We start from the raw sequence: 12,862 nt of genomic DNA, 5'->3' as shown, positions 1-12,862 counted from the left end.
TCTCCTCGGTCAGTGAAACAGTTCCAGCGCGCGGCGCTCCAGCTCCGCCAGGTTGCGGCGCAACTCGGCCTCGTCGTCGAGGAACATGGCGTGAATGTAGAGCACCCGGCGGTCGTCGGAAACGTCCAGGCTCAGGGTACCCGGCGTCAGCGAGATCAGGTTGGCCACCAGCGCGATCTCGAACTCGCTGCGCGCCTTGAGCGGCATGGCGATCACGCCAGGTCTCATGTACCAGGGCGGCGTGACGACATCGAAGGCGACCTTCAGATTGGCCAGCAGCAGTTCTTTGAAGAAGAATCCGACGAAGCGGATCAGCCGCGGCAGGCGCTGGGCGTATCCCGCCAGCGCCGGCACCTGCGGCTGGATCAACGCCAGCACCAGGTAGCCGAAGGCCAGGCCCGCGAGCAGGTTGCGACCGCTGAAATCGCCGGTCAACACCACCCAGGCGACGCCCAGCAGCAGGTTCCAGGCGGCTCCGATCATGGCGAGCCCTCCCGGCTTGGTCCCAGCACCGCTTCGATATAGCGCTCGGGCGCCATCAGCTCGCCCGCCGAGGCCTCGGCCAGCGCATACAAGGGCCCGGCATTCAGCCCGATGAACAGCGTACACAGTGCCAGTCCCACCGCTGGCAGCGACATCAGCCACAGCTCACGCTGGCCGACCGTCGAATAAGACTCGGCCGCGTCATCGCCGGGAGCCGCCTTCCAGAACACTTCGGACCAGATCTTGACCATTGAATAGAGCGTGAGCAGCCCCACCAGCAGCGCGATGGCCGTCACGCCGTAGGCTTCGGCTTCGATGCCGGCACGGATCACGATGAACTTGGCGAAAAAGCCCGACAGCGGCGGCATGCCGGCGAGCGACAGCGCCGGTACCAGGAACAGGACGGCAAGCCATGGATGGCTGCGATAAAGCCCGCCCAGGCGCTTGAGCCGGTAACTGCCCTGGAGGCGATGGACGATACCGCTGACCAGGAAGAGATTGGTCTTCACCAGGATATGGTGGGCGATGTAGAAGATCCCGCCGACGATGGCCAGCGGGGTGAACAGCGCCAACCCCAGGATCATGTAACCGATCTGACTGACGATATGGAACGACAGGATGCGCCGGAATTCGAACTGGGCCGCCGCGCCCAGCACCCCCGACAGCATTGTGAACCCCGCTCCCCACAGCAGGATCTCGTGGGTGTAGCCCGGGCTATGGTGAAAGATCAACGTGAATACCCGGTACAGCGCATAGACCCCGACCTTGGTCAGCAATCCGGCAAACAGTGCCGATACCGCGACCGGCGGCGTGTGGTAGGAGGCCGGCAGCCAGAAGAACAGCGGGAAGGCCGCCGCCTTGATGCCAAAAGCGACCATGAACATCATCGCCAGCACGTCTGCCATGCCGTTGTCCTCGAGGCTCGCCAGACGCCGGGCGATGTCGGCCATGTTGAGCGTGCCGACCATGCCATACAGCAGCCCCACCGCCACCAGGAAGATCACCGATGACAGCAGGTTGAGGGTGACGTACTTGATCGCCCCCTCCATCTGCGCCTTTTCGTTGCCGAGGATCAGCAGGGCGAAGGACGCCACCAGCATTACCTCGAACCAGACGTAGAGGTTGAAGATGTCGCCGGTGAGGAAGGCACCCGCCACCCCGGCAAGCAACAGGTGCATCAGCGGGAAGTAGCCGTAGGCCTCGTGGCCGCGTCCGGTGGTGGCAAGGGAGTAGAGCGCCACCGCGAACCCGATGATGCCGGTGAGCACGACCATGATGGCACCGAGCAGATCGGCCACTAGGCTGATGCCGAAAGGCGCCGGCCAGTTGCCCACCTGGAGTACCTGGATGCCGTCCCGACTGACCGTTGACAGTAGCCAAACGCTGGCGACCAACAGCAGGCCGGTTCCCGCCACGGCGACCACACGCTGCATGAGGCGCGAGCGCCAGAACAGCAATGATACGGCCCCGGCCAGCAGCGGGATCAGGATGGGTAGCGCGACCTGGACGTTCACGTGTCGGTATCCCGCATGCGGTCGAGGTCATCGGCGCGCACAATCTCCCAGGCGCGGCGCACCAGGACCACGGCGAACGACAACACGCCGAAAGCGATCACGATGGCGGTCAACACCAGCGCCTGCGGCAGCGGATCGGCCACGGTCCCCTGCGGAGCGGTCAGGCCCTGCGGGACTAGCGGCGGCCCGCCGCGTGTCAGCCCCGCGGAGACGAAGATCAGCAGGTTGGCGGCGTTGGACAGCAGCATCAGCCCGATCACCAGCTTGACGATGGAGCGTCGCAGCATCATGTAGATGGCCGCGGCGAATAGGATGCCGATGGCAATGGCGAGCAAGGGTTCCATGTTGACTCCTCGGTCTCAGGCATCTTCGCGATCGGTGTCCACCAAGGCGGTGATGGCGGTCAGCACGGAGCCGATCACGACCAGATAGACCCCGATGTCGAATAGCAGTGGCGTAGAGGCCTTGAAGCCGATCACCGGTATCGTCCACCACTGAGCGGTGAAGAACGGTTCGCCCTGCCACAAGGCCGGCAGGGTCGAAAACACGCCGAGCGTCAGGCCGAGGCCGATCAGATCGCGCGGCGAGACCTTGAGCATAGCGTGCGTGGCCCGCCCCCCATAGGCGAAGAGGTAGAGCGCGAACGCCCCCGACGCCACCAGCCCGGCGATGAAACCGCCACCCGGCTCGTCATGGCCGCGCAGCAGCAGGAACAGCGAGAACAGCAGCTGAAGCGGCAGCAGCAGCCGCGCCGCCACGCTGAGGATCAGGGTACCGGACCTAACCATTCTCGCTCTCCCGCGGCGGGGTAGGCGCGGTGCCACCCGATTCGGCGTGGAAGCGCAGCATGGCCAGCACGCCGATGGCCGCCAGTGCCAGTACGAACATCTCGCCCAGCGTATCCAGAGCGCGGAAGTCCACCAGTATCACGTTGACGATATTGTGGCCATGTCCCTGCGGCTGGCTGTTGGCGACCAGGAAGTCGGAGATGCGCGGCAGCCGTTCGCCGCCAAGCACCGAGAACATCAGCAGCGTGATCATGATTCCGGATAGCCCCGCTACCACGAGATCGCGGGCGCGCTCGGTGGGCGTGGAGAGTGTGGCGAAGCGTGGCAGGCGGAACAGCACCAGCACCAGCAGGATCACCGTCAAGGTCTCGACCAGCAGTTGGGTGATGGCCAGGTCCGGCGCGCTGAACAGGACGAATACCAGCGCGACGGAGAATCCCATGATGCCGACCGCGGCGACGGCAGCCAGGCGTGAGCGCATCACGCAGGCAGCCACCGCCCCGGCCACCATCAAGCCGGCGACCACTGCCTCGTGCGGGTAGGCGGCCACGGGCACGTTGAGGTTCGGCGCATGACGGAACAACAGCGCATGCCCAACCAGCCCAAGCAGGGTCAGCAGGGTCACGATCAGATAGTTGCGAATATGGCCGTTCTGCAGCATGCGGGTCTGCCACTCGGCAGCCGCCACCATCCCCGCCATCAGCGCCTCGTAGCCGGCCTCTGGCCCGCGCGCCATGAACGGCCTGAGCCGGGCCAGGTGCGCGCGCAGGCGATCCCAGCGGCGCCACACCATCAGGCCCAGCGCCAGGCTCACCAGCGACAGCACCAGCGGCAGGTTGATGCCGTGCCAGAGCGCCAGGTGCACGTCATGATCGGTGGCGCCGAGCCCGGCGATCGTCGCCACCACCAGGCCGTCGAGCCACCCCGGCGCCAGGCCGAACAGCAGCGACAGCCCAGCCAGCAGCGCCGGCCCCGCCAGCATGCCCGGCGGCGCCTCATGGGGCGTACGCGGCGTGCGCCGCAAGGCGCCGTAGAACGGTCGAAACGCGACGATGGCCGCCACCGCCAGAGTCAAAAAGGCGGCCACCGACGTCAGCCCGACGATGACCACACGATACTGCGTGGCAGCCAGCGCCGACTCGAGCATCAATTCCTTGCCGACGAAGCCCAGTAGCGGTGGCATGCCGGCCAGCGAGAGTGCGGCAACGGCGGCGACCACGGCAGTACGCGGCATCACGTGACGCAGCCCGCCCATGTGGGTGACATCCTTGGTGCCGGTTTCATGGTCGAGAATGCCGGCCACCATGAACAGCGCCCCCTTGTACAGCGAGTGCGCCAACAGGAAGGCCACGAACGCCACCAGCGCCTCCGGCGTGCCCAGCCCCAGCAGCATGGTCAGGGTGCCGAGCGCCATCACCGTCGAATAGGCCAGCAGCTTCTTGATGTTGGTGTGCTGGATCGCCAGGAAAGCGCCCGTGGCCATGGTGAAGGCCCCTACCAGCGACAGGCTGAGCGTCCAGGCGTCGGTGCCGCCGAGGGCCGGATGCAGCCGCGCCAAAAGAAAGACACCCGCCTTGACCATGGTAGCCGAGTGCAGGTAGGCCGAGACCGGTGTCGGTGCGGCCATGGCACTGGGTAGCCAGAAATGGAACGGGAACTGGGCCGACTTGGTGAAAGCGCCGACTAACAGGCAGAACAGCATCGGCAGGTAGAGGGCATGGCTGCGTAGGGCATCGCCCCGCATCGTTAGTTCGGCCAGCGACCAGCTGCCCCCGGCCTGCGCCAGCATGACGAAGCCGGCCAGCAGCGCGAGCCCACCCCCGGCGGTAACGTAGAGCCCCTGCTGTGCCGCCTTGCGCGCTGACAGGTCGCCATGATGGAAACCGATCAGCAAAAAGGAAGTAATGCTGGTGAGCTCCCAGAACACGAACAGGGTCACCAGGTTATCGGACAGCACCAACCCGAGCATCGACATCATGAAGGCGATGAGCACGACCAGAAAGCGCGGCAGGTCTTGATGACCGTGCAGGTAGTCGCCGGTGTAAACCAGCACCAGCGCACCGATCCCGAGAATAAGCAGGGCGAACAGCCAGGACAGGCCGTCGATGAGGAAAGTCAGCGTAATGTCGAGCCCCGGTACCCAGGCCCATTCAAGCAGCACCGCCTCGCCCGAGGCGATGACGGGCCAGAGCCCGAGCAGCCAGATCATCATCGAGGCCGGCAGAAGCGACAGAACCAGCGGCGTTCGGGCACCGAACCAGCGATGGAGCAGCGGCGCCATCCCCGCCACCACGAAGCCACCCAGCACGGCCAGCTGCATACGGCGCTCTCCCCGATCAATGGACCGAGCCATGCCTCGGCATCGCTCCTCACCTCGACGCACTCACTTTATAGAGACAAGGTATTGAAAGGCAAGGAAGCGCAGGCGCGTTCGTTTTGCGTTGACGTAGCGAGAGGCGGCATTATAGGACGTTCTGCCCAAGGACGGGAAACAAACGCTTGATGCTTGCGTCCTCCCGTCCGGCAGGCAAACTATGCCCCTCTCCTCACGGACCCGCGCAGGATGAGCAAACGATGACACTGTTGTGGATACCCCTGCTACCGCTGCTGGGCATGCTGGTGCCCATGCTCAGCGCGCACAAAGGCCGCCGCCTGTGTACGCTGGCCACGGCCGTGGCACCGGCCCTGGCTCTACTCCTGGCACTGAGCCAATGGCCAGCACTGGCGACTGACGAAACGCTGCGCTTTTCGCTGGAGTGGCTGCCCGCGCTGGGCCTCGATCTCGCCTTTCGGCTGGACGGGCTGTCGCTGCTGTTCAACTTGCTGATCCTCGGCATCGGGCTGCTGATCCTGCTTTACGCGCATTACTACCTCTCGCCCGATGAGCCCTTCGGGCGCTTCTACGCCTATCTCATTCTGTTCATGGCCTCGATGGTCGGCATCGTCATGGCCGACAACCTGATCCTGCTGTGGCTCTACTGGGAACTGACCAGCATCTCCTCCTTCCTGCTGATCGGCTTCTGGTCCCACCAGAGCGACGCGCGCAAGGGCGCGCGCATGGCCCTGACCGTGACCGGCGCCGGCGGCCTCGCCCTGCTCGCCGGCCTGCTGCTGCTGGGCGACATGGCGGGCAGCTTCTCCATGGACCAGGTGCTCGCCAGCGGCGACCTCATCGTTGCCGATCCGCGCTACCCGATCATGCTCGTGCTGGTGCTGCTGGGGGCGTTCACCAAGTCGGCCCAGTTCCCGTTCCAGTTCTGGCTGCCGCACGCCATGGCAGCACCGACCCCCGTTTCGGCCTACCTGCACTCCGCCACCATGGTCAAGGCGGGCATCTTCCTGATGGCGCGACTCCATCCGGCCATCGCCGACAGCGCCCTGTGGTCGGTGACGGTCTCACTGATAGGCGCCGCCACGCTGCTCTACGGGGCCTGGTTCGCGCTGCTCAAGACCGACCTGAAAGGGATCCTGGCCTTCTCCACCGTGAGCCATCTGGGGCTGATCACTCTGCTGCTGGGGATCGGCAGTCCCATGGCCGTACTCGCCGCGCTGTTCCATATCCTCAACCACGCCGCGTTCAAGGCGGCGCTGTTCATGAGCGCGGGCATCGTCGACCATGAGACCGGTACCCGTGAACTTGGCCGCCTGGGCGGGTTGCGCCGCCCCATGCCGGTGACCGCCATTCTGACGACCCTGGCCGCGGCCGCCATGGCCGGCGTCCCGCTGCTCAACGGCTTTCTCTCCAAGGAGATGTTCTTCACCGAGACCCTGGCCACCCCGGTGCTGGGCGGGCTGAGCTGGCTGCTGCCGGCGCTGGCCACGCTGGGCGGCGTCCTCTCGGTCGCCTACTCCCTGCGCCTGGTTCACGCGCTCTTCTTCAAGCCCGCCCAACAGCCGCTGCCCAAGACGCCCCACGAGCCGCCGCGCCTGATGCGGGCTCCCGTCGAGCTGCTTGTCGTGGTGTGTGTGGCGGTGGGGCTCGTCCCGGTGCTGGCCGAAGGCATCCTTGCCCCGGCCGTGCGAGCGGCGCTCGGCGAGCCGCTCGAATTCCATCTGGCGATCTGGCACGGCGTCAACCTGCCGCTGATCATGAGCCTGGTGGCACTGGTGGCGGGGGCGGTCGCCTACTGGCGCCATGCGGACCTGCAACGCTTCGTGCGCAGCTTTCGTCCGGTCGACGCCCGCCTGGTATTCGAGGCTGCCATCCAGCGCCTGGGCAATGCCGCCGAAGCCGGCCTGGCTTGGTTCGACGGGGCCTCGCTGCAGCGCTACATGACCTGGCTGCTGCTCGCCACTCTAGTGGTCGGTGGGCTGGGGCTAGCTCAGATGACCGGCCTGACCGGGGAGAAGGGCAACCAGCCCCTGGACGGTGTCCTGGTGCTGGGCGCCGGCCTGCTGCTGTTCGGCGGCATCGGCACGGCCGTCACGCATCGTTATCGTCTGGTCTCGCTGCTGCTGCTGTCTGTGGTAGGTCTGGTGGTGTCACTGACCTTCGCCCGCTTCTCCGCCCCCGACCTGGCCCTGACCCAGCTCTCGGTGGAAGTGGTGACGATGATCCTGCTGATGCTGGCGCTGTTCTTCCTGCCGCAGAAGACGCCGCCGGAGTCCTCCAACCGCCGCAGCCTGCGTGACATCGTGCTGGCCGGCTCGCTCGGCCTGGTGGTGGCAAGCCTCAACTATGCCGTGCTGACCCGCGACAATACCTCCATCGCCGGTTTCTTCGTCGAGAACAGCGTGCCCGGCGGCGGCGGCCACAACGTGGTCAATGTCATCCTCGTCGACTTCCGCGGCTTCGATACCCTGGGCGAGATCACCGTGCTGGCGCTGGCTGGCCTGGCCATCTTCAAGCTGCTCAACCGCCTGCGCCTGTTCATGCCGCACAGCGACGGCGAGGGGCGAGTATGGTCGCCGGACCGCTACCCGGCGATCCTCACCTCGATCTCCATGGCACTGCTGCCGCTGGCCCTACTGGTATCCGCTTTCATCTTCCTGCGCGGCCACAACCTGCCCGGCGGCGGTTTCATTGCCGGCCTGATCACGGCCGTGGCACTGATCCTGCTCTACATGGCGCGCGGGGTCGAATGGGCCCAGGCGCGGCTCGACTTCCCCTATCAGCCGGTGGCCGTCGCCGGGGTCGGCATCGCCACCCTGACCGGGCTGGGCAGTTGGCTGTTCGGCTACCCCTTCCTGACCTCGGCCTTCGGCTACTTCAGTCTGCCGCTGGTAGGCAAGTTCGAGCTGGCGACCGCGCTGCTCTTCGATCTTGGCGTGTACCTCGCGGTGGTCGGCGCGACCCTGATGATACTGGCCAACCTGGGCAAGGTCACCACGCCGCACCGGCCGGCCAAGGAGCCCGTCGAGAGCCACACCGATGCCCACCAGCGCCCCAGCAAGGAGACCTCCTGATGGAAAGCCTCTACGCCATCACCACCGGCGTATTGACCGCCTGCGGGCTCTACCTGACCCTGCGCGGTCGCACCTTCCCCGTCGTCGTGGGCCTGACCCTGCTCTCCTATGCGGTGAACCTGTTCCTGTTCTCCATGGGCGGGCTCACTACCGACGGCGCGGCCATCGTCGACGGTGCCGGCCACTATGCCGACCCGCTGCCGCAGGCCCTGGTACTCACCGCCATCGTCATCGGCTTCGCCATGACCGCCTTCGTGGTGATCCTGGCGATGCGTGCCCGCAGCGAAGTCGGCAACGATCATGTCGACGGCCGTTCGCATGACCACGATGAGGAGCGCAGCCGATGATGCATCTCATCGTACTGCCCATCGTGCTACCTCTGGTGGCAGGGATCGTGCTGCTCTACCGCCGCCAAGGCGGCACCCGGCTGAAGCGCCTGGTCGGCGTGGGCAGCACCGCCCTGCTGGTGCTGGTCGGCGTTGCCCTGGTCGAGCGTGCCGGGAGCGGCGAGGTGGCTTACTATGCCTTGGGCGACTGGCAGCCCCCCTTCGGCATCGTGCTGGTACTCGACCGACTGTCGGCCCTGATGGTGCTGCTCACCGCCGTACTGGCACTGGGCGCCGTGGTCTTTGCCTGCGATGGCGACGACGAGCGCGGCAGCAACTTCCATGGCCTGTTCCAGTGGCAGCTGATGGGCATCAACGGCGCCTTCCTTACCGGCGACCTGTTCAACCTGTTCGTCTTCTTCGAGGTGTTGCTACTGGCCTCCTATGCCCTGTTGCTGCACGGCGGGGGCAAGTCACGCATTCAGGCCGGCGTACACTACGTGGTACTCAACCTGGCCGGCTCCGCGCTGTTCCTGATCGCCGTGGGCGTGCTCTACGGCGCCACCGGCACCCTGAACATGGCCGATATGGCGTCGCGCCTTGCCGAGCTGCCCGCCGAGCGGGCCGGGCTGGTCACCGCCGGCGGACTGATGCTGCTGGTGGTATTCGGGCTCAAGGCCGCCATGCTACCGCTCTATTTCTGGCTGCCGCGCACTTATGCCGCCGCCCCGGCGCCGGTAGCGGCACTGTTTGCGATCATGACCAAGGTGGGCATCTACGCCATCCTGCGGGTCTATTCGCTGATCTTCGGCGAGGCCGCGGGGCCCTTGGCCAATCTCGAGCAGGCCTGGGTCTGGTGGCTGTCGCTGGCCACTCTGGTCGCGGCCGGCGTGGGCGTGCTGGCGGCGCGCGACCTGCGCCTGTTGGTGGCCTACCTGGTGCTGGTCTCGGTGGGCACCCTGCTCGCCGGCATCGGCATGGGCTCGCCGCGGGCGGTCTCCGCCCTGCTCTACTACCTGATCCATACCACCCTGATCACCGGTGGCCTGTTCCTGCTGGCCGAACTGATCGGTCAGCAGCGCGGCAAGGCCGGCACTCGCCTGGTGCGGGGCCGTCCGCTGCAGCAGGGCGGCTGGCTGGCCGGGCTGTTCTTCCTCGGCGCCGTATCGGTGGCCGGCCTGCCCCCGCTCTCCGGGGCGCTCGGCAAGGCGCTGCTGCTGGCCGCTGCCGAGGGCGGACAGCGCCTCTGGCTGTGGCCAATCCTGCTGCTCACCGGGCTGTGCGCACTGATTGCACTCTCCCGTGCCGGCTCCACCCTGTTCTGGCGTAGCCAGGGCGAGCCTGCCGGTGAAAGATTGACGTGGCGCAAATGGTTCGGCGTGACCTGGCTGCTGGCTGCTTCGCCGCTGCTGGTGGCGCTGGCCGGCCCCGTCAGCGAATACACCGAGGCCACCGCCGACCAGTTGGCGGCTCCCCAAGCCCTGATCGATGCGCTGCTGCCCAGCGCCGGAGGTGCTCCATGATCAAGCCTCGTCCCTGGCTGCCGACACCGCTGCTGTCGCTCCTGCTGCTCGTGGTCTGGCTGTTGCTGGTGCGTAGCCTGGCCTTCGGTCACTTTCTGCTGGGCGGCTTTCTGGCGGTGACGATCCCGCTGGCGACCCACCGCTTCTGGGATGCCCAACCGCACATCGCCAAGCCCTGGCTGCTGCTGCGCTTCGTGCTGCGCGTGCTGGGCGACATCCTGGTCGCCAACCTCGAGGTCGCCTGGTTGATCATCCACCCCCGCCGCCGCCTGCATCCGCATTTCGTGGAGTACCCGCTGATGCTGCAGGATCGTTTCACCATCACGCTGCTGGCCAACACCATCAGCCTGACGCCGGGCACGGTATCGGCCAACCTGCGCCTGGACGGCAAGAGCCTGCTGATCCATGCCCTGAACGCGAAGGATGAAGCGGCCCTGATCGCCCATATACGCGAGCGTTACGAGCGGCCGCTGAAGGAGATCTACGAATGCTAGACATCGCGCTGACGATCAGCCTGACGCTGGTGGTATTGGCCCTGCTGCTTAACGTCTACCGACTCGCCGTGGGGCCGGACATGCCCGACCGCATCCTGGCGCTGGACACCATGTACATCAATTCCATTGCCTTGATCGTGCTGATGGGGCTATGGCTCAACACCAAGACCTATTTCGAGTCGGCGCTGTTGATCGCCATGCTCGGCTTCATCAGCACCGTGGCAGTGTGCAAGTACCTGTTGCGCGGCGATATCATCGAGTAGGAGGCTCCATGACCCTGTACGTGATCCTCGAAGGCGTGATCGCCTTCTTCCTCGTTGCCGGCGGCGCCTTCGCCTTCATCGGCTCGCTGGGCATGGCCCACCTGCGCGACTTCTACATGCGCCTGCACGGGCCCACCAAGGCCACTACCCTGGGCATCGGCTGCATGCTGATCGCCTCGATGCTTTACTTCTGGGTCACCCAGGGCAAGCCCGACATCCAAGAAATGCTGATCACGCTGTTCCTGTTCATCACCGCACCGGTAAGCGCCCACCTGCTGGCCAAGACCGGGCTGCACATGCAGCTCAAGCACATCGACGAGACCGGCGGGCGCCCACCCGAGCTACGTCCCGAGGAAATCGGCGAGAAGCCCGTGCCCCACCCCGACCGCGGCCACGGCTGACGTCGGGCCGCTGGCTACAGCCAGCCGCCCAGCTCGTTCTCGGCGATCGCGACCAGCGCGGCGACATGATCGTCGCGCTCGTTGAGGCAGGGAACGTAGGTGAATTGCTCACCGCCGGCAGCGAGAAAACTCTCGCGGATCTCCTCGTTGATCTCCTCGAGGGTTTCCACGCAGTCGGAGGCGAACGCCGGCGAGATCACCGCGATATGCCGCTTGCCCTGGCGCGCCAGTTCGGCCACGTGATCGACGGTCTGCGGGCCGACCCACTCCTCGGGGCCGAACTGCGACTGGAAGGCGGTCTGTACCGTCCCCTCCTCCCATCCCAGCCGCTCACGCAGCAGCCGCGTGGTCTTCTGACACTGACAATGGTACGGATCGCCCTCGCGCAGGAAGCGCTTGGGCACGCCGTGATAGGAAGCGACCAGCACCTCGGGCGGTGTCTCGGTGGCGGCATAGGTCTCGCGCACCGAGTTGGCCAGCGCCTCGAGATAGGCCGGATGCTCGAAGTAGGCCGGCACGGTGCGCAGCGCCGGCTGCCACTTAAGCTTCATCAGGGTGCGAAAGGCCTGGTCGTTGGCGGTGGCGGTGGTCGGCGAGGCGTACTGGGGGTAGAGCGGGAAGAACAGGATGCGCTGGCAGCCTGCGGCCTGCATACGGCGCAGCACGCTATCGGTGGAAGGGTTGCCGTAGCGCATGCAGAAGTCCACCAGCACGCGATCGCCATGACGCGCCGTCAACGTCTCGGCCAGCTTGCGGGTCTGCTCGCGGGTGATGGTCAGCAGCGGGCTCTCGTCCTGCTGCGTGTTCCAGATGCTGCGGTAGGCCTCCCCCGACTTGAACGGACGCCGGGTCAGAATGATCAGCTGCAGCAGTGGTTGCCACTTCCAGCTCGGATAGTCCACCACGCGCTTGTCGGAAAGGAACTCGTTGAGGTAGCGGCGCATCGACCAGTAATCGGTAGCGTCAGGCGTGCCCAGGTTGGCCAGCACGATGCCGATCCGGGGGGTTGGTACCGCGGGGTGATCCGCCGGAGCATGAGCCGGACGTTGGCGTTCCGCCGGGCTCGGTTGCACTTGCGATGCGGCCATGCGCTGCGCTCCTCATGCGTGAAGAAAGAAGCGTTCATTGTATCAGGCGAGGAGCGCACAGGGCATGAAGTTATACTATAAAGACGATTTGTATAACTTGGATCAAGGTTAAAGAATAGACCAGCGCAGACGCTAGAACACGAGCGGCATGCGTGACGTCAGCGGGTCGTGATAATGAGTGTCCCGGCCGATCACCTCGTCCTGCGGTACGTGCTGAACCAGGAAGGCGCGATGAATGCCGGCGCGCTGCAGTTCGAGATAGACGTCCTCCAACGAACGAAAGACGGTCGGCTTGCCGCGACGGGTCAGCAGGTGACGCCCCCCTTCCACATCCTCCAGCTCCACCTGATAGCAGTGGCTGCCGGAGTGCGTGATGACCCGCACCTCGAAGTTGTCGTGTCGGGAGACGAATTGTTTCAGCTGTTCGAATTCCATGGTTCCCTCCATGTCCTGGAATTGTTTCCATTGGCCTATGCGAGATATGCGTCGGGCACAGCATGACTGTGCCCGATGTGATCTGCATGACGCTGGCATATCATTATTATGACAGCCGAGACGTCCGAGGGTTCCGCTATT

General features: G+C 65.6%; 13 protein-coding genes. 6 read left to right on the top strand and 7 right to left on the bottom strand.

Annotated elements, in window-relative coordinates:
• Positions 1 to 9 precede the first annotated feature (9 nt).
• From KPL81_RS07165 to KPL81_RS07145, 5 genes are read right to left on the bottom strand one after another with little or no spacing between them, the layout of a single operon-like run.
• Positions 10 to 483 carry a Na+/H+ antiporter subunit E gene (locus KPL81_RS07165; RefSeq protein ID WP_209476660.1) on the bottom strand — a complete coding sequence of 158 codons (474 nt, stop codon included), beginning with the start codon at positions 481 to 483 and terminating at the stop codon, positions 10 to 12.
• Positions 480 to 1,997 carry a Na+/H+ antiporter subunit D gene (locus KPL81_RS07160; protein ID WP_219791231.1) on the bottom strand — a complete coding sequence of 506 codons (1,518 nt, stop codon included), beginning with the start codon at positions 1,995 to 1,997 and terminating at the stop codon, positions 480 to 482. The genes KPL81_RS07165 and KPL81_RS07160 overlap by 4 nt, the downstream gene beginning before the upstream one ends.
• Positions 1,994 to 2,341, bottom strand: a complete 348-nt coding sequence (locus KPL81_RS07155) for a Na+/H+ antiporter subunit C (RefSeq protein ID WP_209476656.1) — start codon at positions 2,339 to 2,341, stop codon at positions 1,994 to 1,996. The genes KPL81_RS07160 and KPL81_RS07155 overlap by 4 nt, the downstream gene beginning before the upstream one ends.
• Before the next feature lie 15 nt (positions 2,342 to 2,356).
• Positions 2,357 to 2,785: a Na+/H+ antiporter subunit B gene (locus tag KPL81_RS07150; protein ID WP_219791230.1), complete on the bottom strand. Its 429-nt coding sequence runs from the start codon at positions 2,783 to 2,785 to the stop codon at positions 2,357 to 2,359.
• The gene (locus KPL81_RS07145; RefSeq protein WP_219791385.1) at positions 2,778 to 5,105 is read right to left on the bottom strand and encodes a putative monovalent cation/H+ antiporter subunit A; all 2,328 of its coding nucleotides are present in this window, start codon (positions 5,103 to 5,105) and stop codon (positions 2,778 to 2,780) included. The genes KPL81_RS07150 and KPL81_RS07145 overlap by 8 nt, the downstream gene beginning before the upstream one ends.
• A gap of 254 nt (positions 5,106 to 5,359) precedes the next feature.
• On the opposite strand from KPL81_RS07145, the gene KPL81_RS07140 reads away from it, so the two are divergent.
• Genes KPL81_RS07140 through KPL81_RS07115 form a run of 6 tightly spaced genes read left to right on the top strand, consistent with a single transcriptional unit; the run spans position 5,360 to position 11,198 of the window.
• Positions 5,360 to 8,191, top strand: a complete 2,832-nt coding sequence (locus KPL81_RS07140) for a monovalent cation/H+ antiporter subunit A (RefSeq protein ID WP_219791229.1) — start codon at positions 5,360 to 5,362, stop codon at positions 8,189 to 8,191.
• Positions 8,191 to 8,538: a Na+/H+ antiporter subunit C gene (locus tag KPL81_RS07135; RefSeq protein WP_219791228.1), complete on the top strand. Its 348-nt coding sequence runs from the start codon at positions 8,191 to 8,193 to the stop codon at positions 8,536 to 8,538. Before KPL81_RS07140 ends, KPL81_RS07135 begins: the two co-directional genes overlap by 1 nt.
• Positions 8,535 to 10,040, top strand: a complete 1,506-nt coding sequence (locus KPL81_RS07130; RefSeq protein ID WP_219791227.1) for a monovalent cation/H+ antiporter subunit D — start codon at positions 8,535 to 8,537, stop codon at positions 10,038 to 10,040. The genes KPL81_RS07135 and KPL81_RS07130 overlap by 4 nt, the downstream gene beginning before the upstream one ends.
• On the top strand, positions 10,037 to 10,534 hold the full coding sequence (locus KPL81_RS07125; RefSeq protein WP_219791226.1) for a Na+/H+ antiporter subunit E: 498 nt from the start codon (positions 10,037 to 10,039) through the stop codon (positions 10,532 to 10,534). Before KPL81_RS07130 ends, KPL81_RS07125 begins: the two co-directional genes overlap by 4 nt.
• The gene (locus KPL81_RS07120; protein WP_111413250.1) at positions 10,528 to 10,797 is read left to right on the top strand and encodes a K+/H+ antiporter subunit F; all 270 of its coding nucleotides are present in this window, start codon (positions 10,528 to 10,530) and stop codon (positions 10,795 to 10,797) included. The genes KPL81_RS07125 and KPL81_RS07120 overlap by 7 nt, the downstream gene beginning before the upstream one ends.
• A gap of 8 nt (positions 10,798 to 10,805) precedes the next feature.
• Positions 10,806 to 11,198 (top strand): Na+/H+ antiporter subunit G, encoded by a 393-nt coding sequence (locus tag KPL81_RS07115; RefSeq protein ID WP_209476643.1) that lies wholly within the window; start codon positions 10,806 to 10,808, stop codon positions 11,196 to 11,198.
• Positions 11,199 to 11,212: 14 nt separating this feature from the next.
• Here the strand turns inward: KPL81_RS07115 and hemH are convergent, their stop codons facing one another.
• Entirely contained in the window at positions 11,213 to 12,286 is a 1,074-nt protein-coding gene (gene hemH, locus KPL81_RS07110; RefSeq protein WP_209476641.1) for a ferrochelatase, read from the bottom strand.
• Between the two features lie 132 nt (positions 12,287 to 12,418).
• On the bottom strand, positions 12,419 to 12,721 hold the full coding sequence (locus tag KPL81_RS07105) for a DUF6482 family protein (RefSeq protein WP_209476639.1): 303 nt from the start codon (positions 12,719 to 12,721) through the stop codon (positions 12,419 to 12,421).
• Between the last annotated feature and the right edge of the window lie 141 nt (positions 12,722 to 12,862).

This window comes from Billgrantia antri (assembly GCF_019430905.1).
Lineage (GTDB): Bacteria > Pseudomonadota > Gammaproteobacteria > Pseudomonadales > Halomonadaceae > Halomonas > Halomonas antri.
The sequence above is the reverse complement of the archived record's forward strand: the minus strand, read 5'-3'. Positions and strand labels throughout refer to the sequence as shown.